Below are 20,916 nucleotides of genomic sequence, written 5' to 3' on the forward strand. Positions count from 1 at the left end.
GGCACCCAGCGTCATCGTTAACGACCATCACGAGCAAGCTCGCTCCCACACAGGGCAGTTTTTTATCTGAACCATGCCCACGCCAGATCGTCATCTACAGTGAACTTGCGCGGGACTACTTAAAACGTCACGGAGAACCACACTATGAGCACTGATGGTGCTTTGAGTCGAAGCCGTCTATTGCCGACTCTGCTCGGCATTCTGCTTTTGCTAATGGGCCTGGCCATGCTGGCCGGGGGAATCAAGCTGAGCATGCTGGGCGGCTCGCTTTACTACCTGCTGGCCGGTATCGGCCTGACGCTGACCGGCGCACTGCTGATCGCTGCACGACGTGCTGCGCTGAGCCTGTACGCACTGGTGCTGTTCGCCAGCACCGTCTGGTCGCTGTGGGAAGTGGGCCTGGACTGGTGGCAACTGGTGCCACGCCTGGCGCTGCTGTTTGCCCTGGGCATCGTGATGTTGCTGCCGTGGTTCCGCCGTCCGATGTTGCGCGAAGGCACGGGCCCCATGACCACCGGCGTTCTGGCCGTGGCCGTGGTGATCGCCGGTGCAACCGCACTGGCCAGCCAGTTTACCAACCCGGGTGAAATCAAGGGCCAACTGGACCGCGACAGCGTGCCGGGCCTGGCCAACACCGCCCCGGCCATGCCAGACGGTGACTGGAACTCCTACGGCCGTAGCGCCCACGGTGATCGTTATTCGCCACTGGCGCAGATCACCCCGGAAAACGCCCACAAACTGGTTCCGGCCTGGGAATACCGTACGGGTGACATCCCGGGGCCGAACGATCCAGGCGAGACCACTGCGGAAAACACCCCGCTGAAAGTCAACGGCATGCTGTATGTGTGCACGCCACACAGCCAAGTGATCGCTCTGGATCCGGACACGGGCAAGGAAATCTGGCGTTTCGATCCGAAGCTCTCCACGCAGAACGCGGCGAACTTCAAGGGTTGGGCGCACATGACCTGCCGTGGCGTGTCGTATCACGACGACGCCGTCTACGCGTCCGAGCAAAGCCCGACCGGTACTGCCAGCCCGGCGCCGGCCAGCAACGCCTGCCCGCGTCGCATCTTCCTGCCAACTGCCGACACCCGCCTGATCGCCCTGAACGCCGACACCGGCAAGATGTGCGAAGACTTCGGTAACGGTGGCCAGGTCGACCTGAGCGCCAACATCGGCGGCTTCAATGCCGGCGGTTACTACTCCACCTCGCCACCCGCGGTCACCAAAGACCTGGTGGTGATTGGTGGTCACGTCACCGACAACGTTTCCACCGACGAGCCAAGCGGCGTGATCCGCGCGTTCGACGTGCACACCGGCAAGCTGGTGTGGAACTGGGACAGCGGCAAACCGGACGACACCACACCAATTGCCGAGGGCCAGGTCTACACCCGTAACTCGCCAAACATGTGGTCGATGTTCGCGGTCGACGAAAAACTCGGCATGCTCTACCTGCCAATGGGCAACCAGACCCCGGACCAATTCGGTGGCGATCGTACTCCTGAGTCGGAACTGCACGCTGCCGGCCTGACCGCACTGGATATCGCCACTGGCCAGGTGCGCTGGCACATGCAGTTCACCCACCATGACCTGTGGGACATGGACGTCGGTGGCCAGCCTACCCTGATGGACCTGAAAACCGCTGACGGCGTCAAGCCAGCGGTGCTCGCCTCCACCAAGCAGGGCAGCATCTACGTACTGGACCGCACCAACGGCAAGCCGATCGTGCCGATCAACGAAGTGCCGGTACCGCAAGGCGCTGTTGCGGGCGACCATACCTCGCCGACGCAGCCAAAATCCGACCTGAACCTCATGCCACCACCGCTTCAGGAACGTGACATGTGGGGCGTGACCCCGTTCGATCAACTGATCTGCCGGATCGACTTCAAATCCATGCGCTACGACGGCCCGTTCACGCCGCCTTCGCTGCAGGGTTCGATCGTCTATCCAGGCAACTTCGGCGTGTTCGACTGGGGCGGTATCTCGGTGGACCCGGTGCGCCAGATCGCCTTCGTGAACCCAAGCTACATGGCGTTCAAATCGAAAATGATCCCGGCCGCCGAAATCGCTGCCCAAGGCCCGCGTAAAAGCGAAACCGAAGGCGTGCAGCCAAACAAAGGTGCGCCATACGGCGTCGTCCTGGAAGCCTTGCTGTCGCCAATGGGCCTGCCGTGCCAGGCACCGGCCTGGGGCTATGTGGCAGCGATCGACCTGACCACCTCGAAAGTCCTGTGGAAGCACAAGAACGGCACCGTGCGTGACAGCTCGCCAGTACCGATCCCGCTGAGCATGGGCGTTCCGAGCCTGGGCGGGACCTTCGTCACCGCCGGTGGCGTGGGCTTCCTGAGCGGCACCCTCGACCAGTACCTGCGTGCCTACGACGTGAAGAACGGCAAGCAGCTGTGGGAAGGCCGCCTGCCTGCCGGCGCGCAAACCACGCCGATGACCTACACCGGCAAGGACGGCAAGCAGTACGTGCTGGTCATGGCCGGCGGTCATGGCTCGCTGGGCACCCGGCAGGGTGACTACGTCATTGCTTATAAACTGTCCGAGTAAGTATTAGCGGCGGTTAAACGAAAGGCGACCCCTGTGAGGGGGTCGCCTTTTTTGTGCCCCGGTAGCCATGTGAGGCCACTGAAGTTCTACTGTAGGAGCTGCCGAAGGCTGCGATCTTTTGACCTTAAAAATCAAGATCAAAAGATCGCAGCCTTCGGCAGCTCCTACGGGGGGTTCGTCCGGCATTCGAAGATTCCATGCTGGCAAAACAATGAACACATACCCTGAAATATCCCTCGCCATTGAAACCACCCCCTACCTGCCCCATCTAAGACCCATATCCCATTGCGCAGGTGCCCCATGAGCGACCAGCAAGAATTCCCTGAAGACCCGAGCGAGTACGCGGACCCCGAGAACGCCGAGCACCACTCCACCGGCAAAGGCCTCGCACTCCCCGGCCAGAACCTGCCGGACAAGGTCTACATCATCCCGATCCACAACCGCCCCTTCTTCCCGGCCCAGGTACTCCCGGTCATCGTCAATGAAGAACCCTGGGCTGAAACCCTGGATCTGGTCAGCAAATCCGAGCACCACTCCCTGGCCCTGTTCTACATGGACACGCCCCAGGAAGACCCGCGCCATTTCGACACCTCGGCCCTGCCGCTCTACGGCACGCTGGTCAAGGTGCATCACGCCAGCCGCGAAAACGGCAAACTGCAGTTCGTCGCCCAGGGCCTGACCCGCGTGCGCATTCGCACCTGGCTCAAGCACCACCGCCCGCCTTATCTGGTGGAAGTCGAATACCCGCACCAGCCCACCGAGCCGACCGACGAGGTCAAGGCCTATGGGATGGCGCTGATCAACGCGATCAAGGAACTGTTGCCGCTCAACCCGCTGTACAGCGAAGAGCTGAAGAACTACCTCAATCGCTTCAGCCCCAACGATCCATCCCCCCTGACCGACTTCGCCGCCGCCCTCACTTCCGCCACCGGCAACGAGCTGCAGGAAGTGCTCGACTGTGTGCCGATGCTCAAGCGCATGGAAAAAGTCCTGCCCATGCTGCGCAAGGAAGTCGAAGTCGCGCGCCTGCAGAAAGAAATCTCCGCCGAGGTGAACCGCAAGATTGGCGAACACCAGCGCGAGTTCTTCCTCAAGGAGCAGTTGAAGGTCATCCAGCAGGAGCTGGGCCTGACCAAGGACGACCGTAGCGCCGACATCGAACAGTTCGAACAGCGCCTGGAAGGCAAAGTGCTCTCGGCTCAGGCGCAGAAGCGCATTGCCGAAGAAATCAACAAGCTGTCGATTCTCGAAACCGGCTCGCCGGAATATGCGGTCACCCGCAACTACCTCGACTGGGCGACTTCGGTACCTTGGGGCGTCTACGGCAAGGACAAACTGGACCTCAGGCACGCCCGCAAGGTGCTGGACAAACACCACGCCGGCCTGGACGACATCAAGGACCGCATCCTCGAATTCCTCGCCGTGGGTGCCTATAAAGGCGAGATCAGTGGCTCCATTGTGCTGCTGGTCGGCCCGCCCGGTGTGGGCAAGACCAGTGTCGGCAAATCCATCGCCGAGTCCCTGGGTCGTCCGTTCTATCGCTTCAGCCTCGGCGGCATGCGTGACGAAGCCGAGATCAAGGGCCATCGGCGCACCTACATCGGCGCGCAACCGGGCAAGCTGGTGCAGGCGCTCAAAGACGTCGAAGTGATGAACCCGGTGATCATGCTCGACGAGATCGACAAGATGGGCCAGAGCTACCAGGGCGACCCGGCCTCGGCGCTGCTGGAAACCCTGGACCCGGAACAGAATGTCGAATTCCTCGACCATTACCTGGACTTGCGCATGGACCTGTCCAAAGTCCTGTTCGTGTGCACCGCCAACACCCTGGATTCAATTCCCGGCCCGCTGCTGGACCGGATGGAAGTGATTCGCCTGTCGGGCTACATCACCGAAGAAAAGATCGCCATCGCCAAGCGTCACCTGTGGCCCAAGCAGCTGGAAAAAGCCGGCGTCTCCAAGGGCAGCCTTTCCATCAGCGACAGCGCGCTGAAAGCGTTGATTGATGGCTACGCCCGTGAAGCCGGGGTGCGCCAGTTGGAAAAACAACTGGGCAAACTGGTGCGCAAGGCGGTGGTGAAGCTGATCGACGAACCCAAAGCGGTGATCAAGCTCGGCCCGAAAGACCTCGAAGCCTCCCTCGGTCACCCGGTGTTCCGCAACGAGCAAGTGCTATCCGGTACGGGTGTCATCACCGGCCTTGCCTGGACCAGCATGGGCGGTGCGACCTTGCCGATCGAGGCGACCCGCATCCATACGCTCAACCGTGGCTTCAAGCTCACCGGGCAACTGGGCGATGTGATGAAAGAATCGGCTGAGATTGCCTACAGCTACGTCAGCTCGAACCTGGAGTCTTTCGGCGGCGATCCGAAGTTCTTCGACGAAGCCTTTGTGCACCTGCATGTTCCAGAGGGCGCCACGCCCAAGGACGGCCCGAGCGCGGGTGTAACCATGGCCAGCGCCCTGCTGTCCCTGGCGCGCAACCAGCCGCCGAAAAAAGGCGTGGCAATGACCGGTGAACTGACCTTGACCGGGCACGTGCTGCCCATTGGCGGGGTGCGCGAGAAAGTGATTGCGGCGCGTCGGCAGAAGATTTTCGAATTGATCTTGCCGGAACCTAACCGTGGGAGTTTTGAAGAGTTGCCGGACTATCTCAAAGACGGGATCACCGTGCACTTTGCCAAGCGTTTTGCGGATGTGGCGAAGATATTGTTCTGATCATCCAGTAACGCCTGCAACACCGTCATCGCGAGCAAGCTCGCTCCCACAGGGATTGCAACCAACCAGTGGGAGCGAGCTTGCCGGCGATAGCGTCGGCAGCGACGCCGCCCTCTTCCTGGTCGCCTCCGAGCGACTGTCACACTTTGTCTCATCTTCAGTTATGCTCGCCGTTCGTCGTCACCGCCGGAGCCGCTGAGCCCATGTCCCCGATTCGCCTGCTTGTTCCCATGACCCTCGCTCTGCTTGCCGCCTGCTCCTCGCAACCGGGCCAGAACCTGACCGTGGAAAAACAGAGCCAATGCCCGGCCAAGCTGCATAACGGGCAGAACCTGATTGTGACGCTGCCCAGCAACCCGACCACGGGCTACCGCTGGGCGATTCAGGACTCGGCTGGCGGCGTGCTGCACGCCCTCGGCCCCGAGGTGTACAGCAACCCTGAAGACGCCGGCATCGTAGGCTCCGCCGGGATTTCGACCTGGCGCTTCCAGGCCTTCGCCACCGGCACCGGACGCCTGCGCCTGACCTCCCAGCAACCCTGGGCACCTGAAGTGTTGCCGGTAGACACCTTCGACTGCGCGATCTCGGTGAACTGACCGTGGGCTGGCTGATTCTGGCGCTGATGGGTGCGGTGACGTTCCTGTACGGCCTCAGCGTGCATGCCACGCTGCTGTGTCTGCTGGTCAAGCCAATGCCAATACTGGCCCTGCTGGGTTGGTTGCATGATGCGCCGCCCAGTGAGTATCGCCGCTGGATCAGCCTCGGCCTGATTTTCTCGCTGCTGGGCGATGTGTTGCTGGCATGGCCGATGGATTTGTTCGTTTTTGGTCTCGGGGCCTTTCTGGTCGCGCATCTGGCGTACCTGAAGGCGTATCTGAGTGATTGCCGCCGGTGGGCGGTGATGCCACTGATCCTGGCCCTGGTTGTCGGTGCCCTGTTGTTGGGGATTCTGATTGCCAGTGGTTTGGGGCCTTTGCTGATCCCGGTGATCGTCTACGGTCTGGCGATCAGCACGATGCTCTGGCGCGCATTGGCTCGCCTGGGCACCGATGTGCCGCGACGTTCGGCCCTGCTGGCGGCGGCCGGCGCAGTGGCGTTCGTGTTTTCCGATAGCATGATTGGCATCAGTCGCTTCGTGATGCCGTTCGAGGCGGCGCCGTATGTGATCATCCTGAGCTATTGGTTGGGGCAGTGGGGGATTGCGGCTTCGGCGTTCGCTACCGAACCGCGCCGCGCCTGAGAAAAAGATCGCAGCCTGCAGCTCCTGAAGGGGTTGAGTTCCAGGGTAGGAGCGGCCGAAGGCTCGGGCCGCGTTCGGACGATCTTTGATTTACGGTTTATCAGACAACCCGCGCATCCCCACGCCAAGTTGGCTAAAATGCCGGCCTTTTCCACCCATGCCGCTGGAACCGCCGTGAGCAAAGAACCCGATCGTCTTTTCGCCCAGCCGTTGGCCCAGGTGCCTGACTTCGCCTTCAACGAGGATGTGGTGCGGGTTTTCCCGGACATGATCAAGCGCTCGGTGCCGGGTTACCCAACCATCGTCGAGAATCTCGGAGTGCTCGCCGCTCAGTTTGCCCAGCCCGACAGCGTGCTCTATGACCTGGGCTCGTCCCTCGGTGCCGTGACCCAGGCGTTGCGCCGGCACGTGCGCACAGACGGCTGCCGCGTGATCGCTGTGGATAACTCGGTGGCCATGGTTGAACGCTGCCGCGAATACCTCAACGGCCAGGACTCGATGTTTCAGGAGTTGCTGCCGGTGGAGGTGATCGAAGGCGACATCCTGGCGCTCGAGTTCCAGCCGGCCTCGGTGGTGGCGCTTAACTTCACCCTGCAATTCATCGCCCCGGAGCAGCGCACCGCGCTGCTCGCGCGTATCCGCCAGGCTCTGGTTCCGGGAGGTGCGCTGATTCTGTCGGAAAAACTGCGCTTCAACGATCCTGAAGAACATGCGCTGCTCACCGACCTGCACGTCGCCTTCAAGCGCGCCAACGGCTACAGCGAGCTGGAGATTGCCCAGAAGCGCAGCGCCATCGAAAACGTCATGAAGCCCGACAGCCTCGAAGAACACCGGGAGCGCCTGCTCGCGGCCGGGTTCTCGAAAGTCGTGCCGTGGTTCCAGTGTCTTAACTTTGCCTCGTTGATTGCCTTACCATGATTGATCTGTCTCCCCTCGCCCGCCGTCTCGCCGGCACCCCGCTGGCCGATTGGGCCAACACGCTGCAAGCCCAGCTCGACAAGAAAATGGAGAAAGGCCATGGCGATCTGGAGCGTTGGCAAAGCGCGCTGGACGCCTTGCCGAAGATCCAGCCGAGTGAAGTCGATTTGCTCAACGGCCTGACCCTTGACACCGATTGCGACGACGAAACCCGCGCGCAGATGCGCACGGCGCTGATGGGTTTGTCACCGTGGCGCAAGGGGCCGTTCGATTTGTTCGGCGTGCACGTGGACACCGAGTGGCGCTCGGACTGGAAGTGGTCGCGGGTTGCGCCGCATCTGGATTTGAAGGGCAAACGCATCCTCGATGTCGGCTGCGGCAATGGCTACTACATGTGGCGCATGCTCGGCGCCGGTGCCGACAGTGTGATTGGCGTTGATCCGAACTGGCTGTTCTTCTGCCAGTTCCAGGCCGTGCAGCGTTACCTGTCCGAACCGAATGCCTGGCACCTGCCGTTTCCGTTCGAAGACCTGCCGCCGAACATGGAAGGCTTCGACACGGTGTTTTCGATGGGCGTGTTCTACCACCGCCGTTCGCCGATCGAGCATTTGCTGGCGCTGAAGGATTGCCTGGTCAAGGGTGGCGAACTGGTGCTGGAGACGCTGGTGATCGAAGGCGATCAGCAGCAGGTGCTGGTACCCGAAGACCGTTACGCTCAGATGCGCAATGTATGGTTCCTGCCGTCGGTTCCGGCGCTTATGCTCTGGTTGCGCCGCGCCGGTTTCACCGAAGTGAAGTGCGTGGATGTGAGCGTGACCACTGTCGAGGAACAGCGCGGGACGCAGTGGATGAAGTATCAGTCGTTGAGCGATTTCCTTGATCCCGAGGATCACAGCAAGACGATCGAAGGCCTGCCGGCGCCGATGCGTGCGGTGATTGTGGCCAGGAAGTAACCAGATCTCCGTCCGCTGAATAACCCTGTGGGAGCTGGCTTGCCAGCGATAGCGGTGGATCAGTCAACATTCATGTTTGATGTGCCGCCGCCATCGCTGGCAAGCCAGCTCCCACAGGGTTTGGTGTTGTTTTTTAGATTGCAGGCTTTGCCCGGCGCGCCTTGAAGAATTCGCTCAGCACCGCGCCACACTCCTGCGCCAACACGCCGCCTTCAAACAACACCCGGTGATTCAAAAAGCCCTGGGTGAAAAATTGCCCCTGGCTCTGCACAATCCCCGCCTTGGGCTCCAGGGCACCATACACCACCCGCGCAATCCGCGAATGCACGATCAACCCCGCGCACATGCTGCAGGGTTCAAGGGTTACGTAGAGCGTGCTGCCGGGCAGGCGGTAGTTGCTGGCGGCCAATGCCGCAGCGCGGATCGCGACCATCTCGGCATGGGCGCTGGGGTCGTTGCCGCTGATCGGGCAATTGAAGCCACGACCGATGATTTCTCCATCCTGCACCAGCACCGCACCGACGGGCACCTCTCCCAATGCCGCGCCCTGGGCCGCGAGGGCCAGCGCCTCGCGCATGAAATCCTGGTCACGGCTGCGATCGATGATCGCAGCAGGACGAATCTGCCGCATCACGCCACCTCGATGGCGGCCATCAGGCCGGTTTCCATGTGGTCGATCACATGACAATGAAACATCCACACGCCGGGATTATCCGCCACCAGGGCCACCTGTGCGCGCTCGTTCTTGCCCAGCAGGTAAGTGTCCGTGAAGTACGGAATGACCTTGTGACGGTTTGAGGCAATCACTTTGAAGCTCATGCCGTGCAAGTGGATCGGGTGCTGATACTGGGTCATGTTTTTCAGTTCGAAGATGTAGCTCTTGCCCTTTTCGAGCTTGGCAATCGGCCGGTCGGCGCAGGTTTTATCGGTGATGTCCCAGGCCTGGCCATTGATCTGCCAAAGGCTCGGCGGCTTGCCGTTGTCGACGTTCACCGACACCGAGCCCACCCATTCGAAATTGAAGTTGAGTTTCTCGGCATTGGCCAGGTCCGGCTCGGCCACCGGGTTGGCCGGCAGTGCGGGGGGCCATTGGCCCGGCGTGTCGGCGTTGGCCACCGAGCGCAATGTTCCCAGGCGGACCGGGCCGTTGCGCAGGGATAACTCTTCACCCGCGGCAGGCGCCTTGATCGCCAGGCAAATGCGCATGCCCGGGCCGAGCCAGTATTCCTTGCCCAGCGGGCGCGGTTCGATGGGGTTGCCATCCAGCGCGTAGATCTGCGCTTCAACGCCGGGAATGTTCAGTCGATAGGTCAGGGTGTTGTCGAGGTTCAGCAGGCGCACACGGGTGATCTGCCCGGCGGGCAAATCGATCACCGCCTGTGACACCCCGTTGATGGTCGACAGGCGCCCCGCGGTCCCGCCCCGGGCCGCTTCGCGAGGGATGCTGAATGCAACGAACGCGCCCTCTTCATCGACGTGCCAGCTCTTCAGGCTCAAGGTCTTTTCATATTTGAAACCGGTAGGCTCGCGCTCTTCCACGATCAGCGGGCCGACCAGGCCTCGACCGAGTTCTTCACTGCTGTTTACGTGGGGGTGATACCAGTAGCTGCCAGCATCGGGAACGCGGAATTTGTAGTCGAAGTATTCCCCCGGCAATACCGGAAGCTGCGACACGTAGGGCACCCCGTCCATTTCCAGTGGCAGGCGGATGCCGTGCCAGTGAATAGTCGTGGCGACCGGCAGGTGGTTGATGAAACGCACTCGCAGCCATTCGCCCTGGCGCACGCGCAACTCGGTGCCCGGCGCCGAAGGGCCGAACGCCCAGGCTTGGGTGGTGTGCCCAGGGACCAGTTCGACGTCCAGTGGCGCCGCAATCAATTCGTAGTCATGACCCGCGTCGGCGTCAGCCATCTTGCCCAGCCAGTACCGCGAGGCGCCACCCGCTCCGAGACCAACGACAACAAGACCGGACAGGCCACCGAGGATTTGGCGACGGGTAAAGGACATGAACTCAGCTACCTCACTTATCTGCACCGGCCCGGGGGCCGGTAAAAGGCGAATACGATACACCTGCGGTTGAGAAACAGTAAGGGTGGCGCGGCGGATGGCCGCAGCAGGAGGCGACGCCCACCGACCTGCACCAGTGGGTACTGCTGCAGATGAACCAAGAGGAGGCTTGCACCGAATTCATGAAACATTTTCCATCGAAGCAGTCAGCCCTGACAAAAAGGCCCCATGAACTCACGCTCATGGGGCCTTCGGGTGTTACGGGCGATCAGTCAGAGTGGGATCATTCCCACTCAATGGTCGCTGGCGGCTTGCTCGACACGTCGTAGGTCACGCGGGAGATGCCTTCGATTTCGTTGATGATCCGGCCGCTGACGGTTTCCAGCAGTTCGTAAGGCAGGTGCGCCCAACGCGCGGTCATGAAGTCGATGGTTTCTACGGCACGCAGGGCCACGACCCAGGCATAACGACGGCCATCGCCAACCACGCCAACCGATTTCACCGGCTGGAACACTACGAACGCCTGGCTGACCTTGTGGTACCAGTCGGCCTTGCGCAGTTCTTCGATGAAGATGTGATCGGCGCGACGCAGCAGGTCGGCGTATTCCTTCTTCACTTCACCGAGGATCCGCACACCCAGGCCCGGGCCCGGGAACGGGTGACGGTAGACCATGTCGTAGGGCAGGCCGAGTTCCAGGCCCAGGCGACGGACTTCGTCCTTGAACAGTTCGCGCAGGGGTTCAACCAGCTTGAGGTTCATTTCTTCCGGCAGGCCGCCCACGTTGTGGTGCGACTTGATCACGTGGGCCTTGCCGCTTTTCGCGCCAGCCGACTCGATCACGTCCGGGTAGATGGTGCCCTGGGCGAGGTACTTGATGTTGTCCAGTTTGTTGGACTGGGCATCAAACACGTCGATGAAGGTGCGACCGATGATCTTGCGCTTTTTCTCCGGGTCGCTTTCGCCAGCCAGGTTGTTGAGGAACTGGTCCTCAGCGTTGGCGCGGATCACCTTGACGCCCATGTTCTCGGCGAACATGGCCATCACTTGCTCACCTTCGTGCAGGCGCAGCAGGCCGTTGTCGACAAAGACGCAGGTCAGCTGGTCGCCGATGGCCTTGTGCAGCAGGGCCGCAACCACCGAAGAGTCGACACCGCCGGACAGGCCCAGCAGTACGTTGTCGGTACCCACCTGAGCGCGGATGTTGGCAATGGCGTCTTCGGCAATCTTCGACGGAGTCCACAGGGCTTCACAGCCGCAGATGTCGAGGATGAAGCGCGACAGGATGCGACCGCCCTGCTTGGTGTGGGTCACTTCCGGGTGGAACTGCACGCCGTAGTAGCCACGAGCGTCGTCGAACATGCCGGCGATCGGGCAGCTTGGCGTGCTGGCCAGGATGTGGAATTCCTGCGGCATCCGGGTGACCTTGTCACCATGGCTCATCCACACGTCGAGGCCGAACAGGCCGTCGGCGTCGATGTGGTCTTCGATGCCGTCGAGCAGGCGGCTCTTGCCGACCACGTCGACACGGGCGTAACCGAACTCACGCAGCTCGGACCCTTCGACCTTGCCACCCAGCTGTTCAGCCATGGTCTGCATGCCGTAGCAGATACCGAAGACCGGCACGCCGAGGTCAAACACCGCCTGCGGGCAGCGCGGGCTGTTGGCTTCGTGCACGGACTCGGGGCCGCCGGCGAGAATGACGCCTTTCGGAGCGAATTCGCGAATCGCGTCTTCATCCATGTCGAACGGATGCAGTTCGCAGTACACGCCGATTTCACGCACGCGGCGGGCAATCAGCTGGGTGTACTGGGAACCGAAGTCGAGGATCAGGATGCGGTGAGCGTGAATGTCGAGGGACATGATTCAGTCTCGTCTAAGTAATTCAGAAACAGTCGTGATTCAGAAACAACTCGGGGCTGAAGAAAACAGCCCCGGTTACTTAACTTTGTGCTTGAAGCCTCAACCTACGCGGTAGTTTGGCGCTTCCTTGGTGATCTGCACGTCATGCACGTGGGACTCGGCCATGCCGGCGCCGGTGATCCGCACGAACTCGGGCTTGGTGCGCATTTCTTCGATGTCGGCACTGCCGGTGTAACCCATCGAGGAACGCAAGCCGCCCATCAGCTGGTGAATGATGGCGCTCAGGGTGCCCTTGTACGGAACACGCCCTTCGATGCCTTCAGGTACAAGCTTCTCGGCGCCTGCCGAGGAATCCTGGAAGTAGCGGTCGGAAGAGCCCTGGGCCTGGGACATGGCGCCCAGCGAACCCATGCCACGGTAAGCCTTGTACGAACGGCCCTGGAACAGTTCGATTTCGCCCGGCGCTTCTTCAGTACCGGCGAACATCGAGCCCATCATCACGCAGGAAGCACCGGCTACGATGGCCTTGGACAGGTCACCGGAGAAACGGATGCCGCCATCGGCGATCAACGGAACGCCGGTGCCTTCAAGGGCTGCGGCGACGTTGGCGATGGCACTGATTTGCGGCACGCCGACACCAGCGACGATACGGGTGGTGCAGATCGAGCCAGGGCCGATACCGACCTTGACTGCGTCGGCGCCTGCTTCGGCCAGGGCCTTGGCGGCAGCGCCGGTGGCGATGTTGCCGCCGATGACCTGCACGTCAGGAAAGTTCTGCTTGACCCAGCGAACGCGGTCGATCACACCCTTGGAGTGACCGTGGGCAGTGTCGACCACCACCACGTCAACGCCGGCATTGACCAGCGCCGCAACGCGATCGCCCGTATCTTTACCGGTACCGACTGCCGCGCCTACGCGCAGACGACCTTGATCGTCCTTGCTGGCCAGCGGGTAAGCCTTGGCTTTTTCGATGTCGTTGACGGTCATCATGCCCTTGAGAGCAAACTTGCCGTCGACGATCAGGACGCGTTCGATGCGGTGTTTGTGCAACAGCTCGCGGACGTCGTTCTTGTCGGCGCCTTCCTTGACCGTGACCAGGCGCTCTTTAGGCGTCATCACTTCACGGACAGTGGCTTCCATACGATTTTCAAAACGCACGTCACGGGAAGTGACGATGCCGACCAGGTCGCCATCGTGCAGTACCGGAACGCCGGAGATGTTGTGCAGGCGGGTCAGTTCGAACAGTTCACGCACCGTGGCGTCAGCCTCGATGGTGATCGGATCCTTGACCACGCCGGCTTCGTAACGCTTGACCTTGCGCACTTCGGCAGCTTGCTGCTCGATGGTCATGTTCTTGTGGATAATACCGATGCCACCTTCCTGAGCCATGGCAATTGCCAGTCGGGCTTCAGTAACGGTGTCCATGGCGGCAGAAACCAGAGGAATATTCAGCTCGATGCCACGGGTTAGGCGGGTCTTGAGACTGACTTCGTTAGGAAGCACCTCGGAATAACCGGGCACTAGGAGAATGTCGTCGAATGTCAGAGCTTCTTGGCTGATACGCAGCATCGCGGGGGCTCCCGAGCGGGAAAATGGAAGCGCGCCATTATAGTCAGACACCCCCTCGGGTTCAATGTAAAACTCTGTCTATTATCGACCTTATAGATATACGGAACATATCGCCCCTGTAGGAGCTGCCGCAGGCTGCGATCTTTTGATCTTGCTTTAAGAAGATCAAAATCAAAAGATCGCAGCCTGCGGCAGCTCCTACAGGGGTGTGCAGGGATCAGAGTTCGACTTTTACCCAACTGACCGGCTGATCCAGCCAATCGGCAAACTCATCAATAAAGCTCTGCTTGAACCCTGCCTCGGCCCAATTGTTGAAGATAAACCCGAGGTTGGAAAACCCGCACTCCTGCAGGAACAGAAATCCGTTGATGTCATCTTCATGCCCGCATTCGGGGCAGGTGAAGTTATCGGTACGCCCCGGCATCCAGTCTTCCAGGCTTTCGAACAGCGCCTCGCCGACTTCCTTGCGGCACTCGGCGCAGCCCGCTTCTTCCAGAAAGCCCTTGGCCGGCGTGTAGATGCAGCGCTTGGTAATGATCTCCAGGCCATTGATCGGCTCACCGAACGGCAGCGCTTGCGGGTGCAGCACCACGGCACGGGCACCGTCGGCAATCGCATGGCCCATGCGGCTGCCGGTGCGGCCGCAGGTGGTGAGTTCTTCCTTGATGATGTTCTTGCGCACCAGCCACCGCACGACCGCCCTTGCTCGGGGTTCGTGCACCGGCAGGGTGGAGATTTTCGGGACGATGATGCTTTGAGAATTCATGGCACAAGCCTGCATGTTCTGAATGATCACCCTTGTGGGAGTGAGCCTGCTGGCGATTCGGTCGTTGCAGCCACTTTGAAGTTGCCTGACCCATCGCCATCGCGAGCAGGCTCGCTCCCACATGGATTTGCGGCCGGCAGCTTAATCCCTGACGCACTCAGGTCAAGTACTCAAATACCGCCCGATCAACGCGATCCCGCTGGCCAGCACCAGCCAGGTCACCAGCCGCACGAACGCCTCGCGGGACAACCTCAGGGTCAAACGCCGGCCAATCCACAAACCCACCGCCATGGCCGGCAACAAACACAGCGCCAGTAACAACAAGGGTAGCTCGGCGTACACCCCTGCGACAGTGAACAGGCTCAGGCGCACTACCGTGCTGCAACTGATCAGCGCGCTCTGGGTCGCGCGCGCCGCGTCTTTGGGCAGACGACTGTTGAGATAGATCGCATATAAAAAACCGCCGCTGCCAAATAACGCCCCGAACAGCCCGCCGATCGTACCTACCGGCACCGCCCAGGCGGCAGACAACCGGGTTGGACGGGTTTTGACCCACAGGCTGTAAATCCCGTAGGCGCTGATAAACAGCCCCATTAATAGCAACAGCAAGTCGGATTTGAGGTTCAGCAGAAAGACGACCCCAAGGGTGCAACCGACCGCCATGCAGGGCAGCAGCCGCAGCAACTCCGGTTGGGCCACATCCCGGCGCGACGGCAGCAGGTTGCCGAACGCGGCCACGAAATCCAGCAACACCAGCAACGGCACGATCTTGGACAGCGGCATGAACAGAATCAATACAGGCCCCGCCACCAACGCTGTCCCGAACCCGGCGATGCCGAACACGATGTACGCCAGGGCGATGCCAAGGCCAATGACCAGCCAATCCATCGCACCGAATGGCCATTGATGTAACAACTCCAGCACGTTCATCTGCACGCCTTCATCAAATACCTGTGCAGACTTTAGCCAGCGTGCAGCCTTGCGACTAATATCTTCAAAGCCAATCACCCATCTGAAAAAGGCATACCTGGTGCTTTCGACTCGCCAACTGCGTTACTTCGTGGAAATCGCCGAGTGCGGCAGCTTCAGTGCCGCCGCCGAGCGCCTGTTTATCGCGCAGTCAGCCCTGAGCAGGCAGATGAAGGCGATGGAAACCCGCCTGCAAACCCCGTTGTTCGAACGCACGGCGCGCCAGCCACGTCTGACTGCCGCCGGGCATGCGTTCCTGCCCCGCGCCCGTAGCCTGCTGAACGAACTGTCCAAGGCCAGTGAAATGGCGACCCAGGTTGGAAACGGCCATCTCGGGACCTTGCGCCTGAGTCACTCCAGCACCGTGCCCATGAGTGGACGCCTGTTGCGCGGCGTAGGTGACTACCTGGACAGCCACGCCGGGGTTTCGATGGACATCGTCAAGTTATCGTCCGAGGAACAACTGGAAGCCCTGGCCGAGGGGCAACTGGACGTCGGCCTGTTGCGCCTGCCGGTGTTGCGTCAGCGCGACGGGGTGCAGGTGATCCCTTTGTACAGCGAGCGGTTGCTGCTGGCGGTTCCACCGAATCATCCTCTGGCTGTGGATAACTTTGCCCGCGGTGTCGACCTGGCGCGGCTGAAAGATGAAGCCTTCATTTCCATTCCTCATCCTCAACGTGGCGGGCTGAGTTACCTGTCGGCCGAGTTGTGCATGCGCCAGGGGTTCTTTCCCAAGGCCGCGCGGGTGGTGTCGCGCAAAACCACGCAACTGCAGCTTATCCAGGCCGGATTTGGCATCGCGCTGCTGCCCGAATCAATGCAAGACATTGCACCGCCGGACATCCACTTCCTGCAGCTGACGGATCCGGATTGCCAGAGCACCGTCGCACTCGCGTGCCGGCAGAGGCCTGCTCCGCTGGTTCAACGCTTCCTCCAGCATTTCAACGGCACCCTGCAGGAGCTGCCGCAGGCTGCGATTTTTTGATCTGGATTTTCGGCGAGACCGGGATTTTTCAAAATCAAGAGATCGCAGCCTGCGGCAGCTCCTACGGGGATCGTGCATTGCGCAGGAGATTGCCTTTATCATGCGCCCCATGATTAAAGATCCCTTTGCAAGACTCGGCCTGGACCGTGAAGTCCTGACTGTCAGCCAGCTCAACGGCCGCGCGCGGGTGTTGCTGGAAGACGTGTTCAGCAACATCTGGGTCGAAGGCGAAATTTCCAACCTCGCCCGCCCGGCGTCCGGCCATGTGTATTTCACCCTCAAGGACAGCGGCGCCCAGGTGCGTTGTGCACTGTTTCGGCAAAACGCCGCCCGGGTCCGCCAGGCGCTGAAGGATGGCCTGGCGGTGAAGGTGCGCGGCAAGGTTTCGCTTTTCGAGGGCCGTGGTGATTACCAACTGATCCTCGACACCGTGGAGCCGGCCGGTGACGGAGCGCTGCGGTTGGCGTTCGATGCGCTGAAGGAAAAACTCAGCGCTGAAGGCCTGTTCAGTGCCGAACGCAAAGTGGCGCTGCCGGCGCATCCGCAACGCATCGGCATCATCAGTTCGCCGACGGGGGCGGTGATTCGCGACATCATCAGCGTGTTCCGCCGCCGTGCTCCGCAAGTTCAACTGACGTTGATCCCCACGGCCGTGCAAGGTCGCGAAGCCACGGCCCAGATTGTCAGGGCACTGAAGCTGGCGGATGCCCGAGGCTTTGACGCGTTGATCCTGGCCCGTGGTGGCGGCTCGCTGGAAGACCTCTGGTGTTTCAACGAAGAAGCCGTGGCCCGCGCCGTGGACGCCTGCGTGACGCCGATTGTCAGCGCGGTCGGTCACGAGACCGATGTGTCGATCAGTGACTTCGTCGCCGACGTACGCGCCCCTACCCCTTCGGCGGCTGCGGAGTTACTGGCGCCGGACTCCAGCGACCTGGTGCGCCGTGTCGAAAGCCTGCATCGGCGCCTGGTGATGCGCATTCGCGATCGCCTGATGCGCGATCGTCTGCGCCTGGAGGGCATGTCCCGGCGCCTGCGTCATCCCGGTGAGCGCCTGCGTCAGCAAGCGCAACGCCTTGACGACCTGGACATGCGCATGCGCCGGGCCTTCGAGCGCAGCCTCAACACCCGGCGCGAACGTTTGATCCGCCTGGAAACCCGCCTCGCCGGCCAGCATCCCGGGCGCCAATTGGCGATGCTGCGCCAGCGCCTCGACAGTCTCGCGGAGCGCCTGCCCAGGGCCATGCGCGAAGGACTCAAGGACCGGCGCATGCAGCTGCAAAACCAGATGCAAACGCTGCACGTGGTCAGCCCCCTGGCAACCTTGGGTCGCGGCTACAGCATTCTGCTGGATGAGCGCGGCCATGCGATTCGTAATGCCGCCCAGACCCACACCGGCCAGCGTCTCAAAGCCAGGCTGGGCGAAGGCGAGCTGCAAGTCAGGGTCGAAGACAATCACCTGACGCCCGTCACCCTTTCTTTACTGGATTGATCCATGCCGCGCATTCTCGCCTCGCTGTTTTTGTTGTGCCTGACCTTCAACGCCCACGCCGACAGCTACATCACTCGCTTGCTCAACAAACCGGTGCCGGGCGGCGTGGCGGTGGTGGACCTGGGCACCTCTGCGCAACCACCCAAGGCCAGCTATCAAGGCAAGCCGGTGCTGGTGGTAAAGGAACAGAACAACTGGCTGGCCATTGTCGGCGTGCCGCTGACGGTCAAGCCTGGCCCCCAGCAAGTCAGCAGCGGCGGGCGCAACCTGGCGTTCACCGTTGGCAACAAGAAGTACCCGGAACAGCACATCACCCTGAAAAACACCCAGCAGGTCAACCCGAACCCCGCCAACCTCAAGCGCATTGAGGGTGAGCTGGCCGAGCAGATCAAGGCCTACCGCACCTTCAGCCCGAACACCCCGAGCAACCTGCTGCTGGACAAACCGGTCAACGGCCCCCTTTCCAGCAAGTTCGGCGTGCGCCGCTTCTTCAACGGCGAGGAACGCAACGCCCACTCCGGCCTGGACTTCGCCGTACCCGCCGGCACCCCGATCAAGACCCCCGCCGCCGGCAAGGTGATCCTGATCGGCAACTACTTCTTCAACGGCAACACGGTGTTCGTCGACCACGGCCAGGGCTTTATCAGCATGTTCTGCCACATGTCGAAAATCGACGTGAAAGTCGGCCAGCAAATGCCTCGCGGCGGCGTAGTCGGCAAAGTCGGCGCCACCGGCCGCGCCACCGGCCCGCACATGCACTGGAATGTGAGCCTGAATGATGCGCGGGTGGACCCGGCGATTTTCATCGGGGCGTTTCAGCCCTAGCTGAAGTGGTCCGACTCAAATCACCCCCACGTTCAACGCATTGTTCGCCACACCATGGCAGCCGCAGGAAAGGAGATGACCTTCCAGCACCACGGGTATGCCATTCATGCGCCTGCGCGGATGACCTTCTACAAAAGTGAAAACGCCCAGATGTAATGGGCAGGTGGCCTTGTCACCTAACACTGTGGGTGTCTTGCCATTGAGCCGATGAGTGTTCGAAAGCCGGCAAGATACGACAGTGCCCCCGCTGCTGGTCGAGTCGCCGAGGCAGATGGGATGAGTCATGATCTCGGCCCCGGCATGCGGAAGACGAAGGGGTCGACGCCGTGGGTTTGCTCGTTTTTCGCTTTGCGGGCTACGTCCGGTGGGCGGACCATTTGTACGGTGACGCTATCGTCGTCCCCGGTGTAAACCACCGCGCTGACGCCGCCGTCCTTGTAGCTGGCAATGGTCGCCAGGTTGATTTCGACCAGGGCGCTGCTGACGCCTGTGTTGCCCAGGCGGCGACCGATGTCGTAACCCTCTTCGACGTTGCCCACCTCAAGGCCGTGTCCATCGGTGTTTAGCCCGTGCAGTGCGTTGGTGAGGGCGATTTCACCTTTGATGTTGTCGGTGCTGTCGTAAAAAACCCGTACGGGTTTGTCGCCTTCCGGCAGGGTGTCCACGGCCTGTAGCCAGCCGGCCTGGAGGGCTTTGGCCTGGAGCGCGGGCTTGAGTAGTTTGCCGGTTTCGTCTCGCATGGGGACTTTGATCGGGCGGTGCAGGTAACCAAGGACGGGAGCCTTGTCGAACTCTTTGACTTGATGGTTGGCCCAGCGTACCGGTAACCATGGGGAAGGTTCGAAGTAGCCGGGGCCCTGGTTGCTCAGGGTTTTCCAGAGTTTGGGGAGTTGGGAATGACAATAAGCTGATGACATGGTGCCGGGGCCGTAATGGGTCTTGATTCCCTCTGAGAGTTGAATGTATTTGTACCAATCGGTAAACGCGTCATCGCGATCCCAATAAAACGCCCACAGTTTTCCCATGTCGGTGTTTTTATTTTGGTTGTCTTCCGAATCTTGCGAAGCAAATGGACGGATGTAACGATCTATCCGATCCGAACGCGTGACCAAAAGACCAGTCGCACTTGTAAACACAGTCGGCACGACCTGTATTTGCTGCAATCCTGGCGTACCCGCCACCCGATAACCGTCGCGAGTGATATCACCATCCTCACTCACCAGCAGCGCTTGCGGAACCGTGGGATTGTCATCAAAGAACTTGAACAAACGATCGATCATGTTCTGGGCGTGGGTTGTATTGTCCGCGTCCTGCCACAGAAAAAGTGTGACCCCCAAGGTCGCTGCGTTGCGCCCATCCAGAATATTTGCTGCAGCCCCCACGTCTTCGGGCTGTTTGGGCGGAGCTATGGCAAAAACCGGTATTGGCCAATAGGCGACAGACTCGCTGGCGGAATATTTAAACGCCGCGCGAGTAGCGATCTCACTAGTGTTTGATCTGGACGTTAACGAAGCCCTGTAGTCACTGGGACTTCTCGAGTAAATGGAGGCGAAGTTATCGGCCTTCTCTCCAATTTTTCGCCACACGGATGATTGATGCCATCCCTGAACAGCCAGCCCCACGCCTCTGATTTCCAGTGAATAAGTGCGCTCCTGAGCAGCACTTGGCTCGGCAGTGTCAAACACTACCTTTGCCTTAAAGGCCGCGAGTTCGGCCTTTTCATAGACTACCGATTTGCTCCACCAGTGAGCGGTGTAGGCCAAGACCAGCACTCCAAGAATGCTTGCAACTCCCCATCGCATTACAGCTTCCATATCGATCAGCTCCCTGTTATCGGCATGCGCTTTGTAGATAATGATCAGCAAAAAACCTATCCAAACAGTCAGCAGTATTCCCGCTAACCACAAGTAACCCTTAAGCCTCGGTCGTTGCCGTATTTCGCGTGAGCGATCTCTCATTGGTCATCTCATCTTTTCGCGAAAGCGTTGACCAGTGCTGGCGCGCTCAACGACACCAGGTCGGGTGAAGAAAATTCGCCCTCTTCGTAGTAAACGCAACTG

At 60.8% G+C, this 20,916-nt stretch carries 17 protein-coding genes; 9 read left to right on the plus strand and 8 right to left on the minus strand.

Annotated elements, in window-relative coordinates:
- Positions 1-144: 144 nt before the first annotated feature.
- The 6 genes from EQV97_RS18665 (at position 145) to cmoB (ending at position 8,385) form a co-directional block, all read left to right on the plus strand.
- Positions 145-2,556 carry a glucose/quinate/shikimate family membrane-bound PQQ-dependent dehydrogenase gene (locus tag EQV97_RS18665; protein WP_240889473.1) on the plus strand — a complete coding sequence of 804 codons (2,412 nt, stop codon included), beginning with the start codon at positions 145-147 and terminating at the stop codon, positions 2,554-2,556.
- Between the two features lie 300 nt (positions 2,557-2,856).
- A complete protein-coding gene (lon, locus tag EQV97_RS18670; protein ID WP_240889475.1) occupies positions 2,857-5,274 on the plus strand; it encodes an endopeptidase La in 2,418 nt (805 codons plus the stop codon).
- 203 nt (positions 5,275-5,477) lie between these two features.
- Positions 5,478-5,870 (plus strand): protease inhibitor I42 family protein, encoded by a 393-nt coding sequence (locus EQV97_RS18675; RefSeq protein ID WP_122840715.1) that lies wholly within the window; start codon positions 5,478-5,480, stop codon positions 5,868-5,870.
- Between the two features lie 2 nt (positions 5,871-5,872).
- Positions 5,873-6,514, plus strand: a complete 642-nt coding sequence (locus EQV97_RS18680) for a lysoplasmalogenase (protein WP_240889478.1) — start codon at positions 5,873-5,875, stop codon at positions 6,512-6,514.
- A 138-nt stretch (positions 6,515-6,652) separates the two neighbouring features.
- Entirely contained in the window at positions 6,653-7,432 is a 780-nt protein-coding gene (cmoA, locus tag EQV97_RS18685) for a carboxy-S-adenosyl-L-methionine synthase CmoA (protein ID WP_177328525.1), read from the plus strand.
- The gene (gene cmoB / locus EQV97_RS18690; protein WP_225569509.1) at positions 7,429-8,385 is read left to right on the plus strand and encodes a tRNA 5-methoxyuridine(34)/uridine 5-oxyacetic acid(34) synthase CmoB; all 957 of its coding nucleotides are present in this window, start codon (positions 7,429-7,431) and stop codon (positions 8,383-8,385) included. The genes cmoA and cmoB overlap by 4 nt, the downstream gene beginning before the upstream one ends.
- A 133-nt stretch (positions 8,386-8,518) precedes the next feature.
- On the opposite strand, the gene tadA is transcribed toward cmoB, so the two are convergent.
- From tadA to EQV97_RS18720, 6 genes are all read right to left on the minus strand, one after another.
- Positions 8,519-9,016 carry a tRNA adenosine(34) deaminase TadA gene (gene tadA / locus EQV97_RS18695; protein WP_122840712.1) on the minus strand — a complete coding sequence of 166 codons (498 nt, stop codon included), beginning with the start codon at positions 9,014-9,016 and terminating at the stop codon, positions 8,519-8,521.
- Complete coding sequence (locus EQV97_RS18700) at positions 9,016-10,392, minus strand: multicopper oxidase family protein (protein WP_122840711.1); 1,377 nt, start codon at positions 10,390-10,392, stop codon at positions 9,016-9,018. Before EQV97_RS18700 ends, tadA begins: the two co-directional genes overlap by 1 nt.
- A gap of 283 nt (positions 10,393-10,675) precedes the next feature.
- The gene (gene guaA, locus EQV97_RS18705) at positions 10,676-12,253 is read right to left on the minus strand and encodes a glutamine-hydrolyzing GMP synthase (RefSeq protein ID WP_045062146.1); all 1,578 of its coding nucleotides are present in this window, start codon (positions 12,251-12,253) and stop codon (positions 10,676-10,678) included.
- Positions 12,254-12,352: 99 nt separating this feature from the next.
- A complete protein-coding gene (gene guaB / locus EQV97_RS18710; protein WP_045062144.1) occupies positions 12,353-13,822 on the minus strand; it encodes an IMP dehydrogenase in 1,470 nt (489 codons plus the stop codon).
- A 217-nt stretch (positions 13,823-14,039) separates the two neighbouring features.
- Complete coding sequence (locus EQV97_RS18715; protein ID WP_045062141.1) at positions 14,040-14,588, minus strand: hypothetical protein; 549 nt, start codon at positions 14,586-14,588, stop codon at positions 14,040-14,042.
- 162 nt (positions 14,589-14,750) lie between these two features.
- A complete protein-coding gene (locus tag EQV97_RS18720) occupies positions 14,751-15,518 on the minus strand; it encodes a sulfite exporter TauE/SafE family protein (protein ID WP_122840710.1) in 768 nt (255 codons plus the stop codon).
- A gap of 100 nt (positions 15,519-15,618) precedes the next feature.
- Between EQV97_RS18720 and EQV97_RS18725 the strand changes: the two genes are divergently transcribed.
- From EQV97_RS18725 to EQV97_RS18735, 3 genes are all read left to right on the plus strand, one after another.
- Positions 15,619-16,542, plus strand: a complete 924-nt coding sequence (locus tag EQV97_RS18725) for a LysR family transcriptional regulator (protein WP_240889480.1) — start codon at positions 15,619-15,621, stop codon at positions 16,540-16,542.
- Between the two features lie 109 nt (positions 16,543-16,651).
- The gene (gene xseA, locus EQV97_RS18730; RefSeq protein ID WP_122840722.1) at positions 16,652-18,031 is read left to right on the plus strand and encodes an exodeoxyribonuclease VII large subunit; all 1,380 of its coding nucleotides are present in this window, start codon (positions 16,652-16,654) and stop codon (positions 18,029-18,031) included.
- Positions 18,032-18,034: 3 nt separating this feature from the next.
- The gene (locus EQV97_RS18735) at positions 18,035-18,856 is read left to right on the plus strand and encodes a peptidoglycan DD-metalloendopeptidase family protein (protein ID WP_122840708.1); all 822 of its coding nucleotides are present in this window, start codon (positions 18,035-18,037) and stop codon (positions 18,854-18,856) included.
- A gap of 15 nt (positions 18,857-18,871) precedes the next feature.
- On the opposite strand, the gene EQV97_RS18740 is transcribed toward EQV97_RS18735, so the two are convergent.
- The gene (locus tag EQV97_RS18740) at positions 18,872-19,141 is read right to left on the minus strand and encodes a PAAR domain-containing protein (protein ID WP_240889482.1); all 270 of its coding nucleotides are present in this window, start codon (positions 19,139-19,141) and stop codon (positions 18,872-18,874) included.
- The gene (locus tag EQV97_RS18745) at positions 19,138-20,814 is read right to left on the minus strand and encodes a DUF2875 family protein (protein ID WP_240889484.1); all 1,677 of its coding nucleotides are present in this window, start codon (positions 20,812-20,814) and stop codon (positions 19,138-19,140) included. The genes EQV97_RS18740 and EQV97_RS18745 overlap by 4 nt, the downstream gene beginning before the upstream one ends.
- Positions 20,815-20,916: the final 102 nt, after the last annotated feature.

Origin of the sequence: Pseudomonas sp. TMW22090, from assembly GCF_022496665.1 — a bacterium.
In the GTDB taxonomy this organism is placed as follows: domain Bacteria; phylum Pseudomonadota; class Gammaproteobacteria; order Pseudomonadales; family Pseudomonadaceae; genus Aquipseudomonas; species Aquipseudomonas gregormendelii.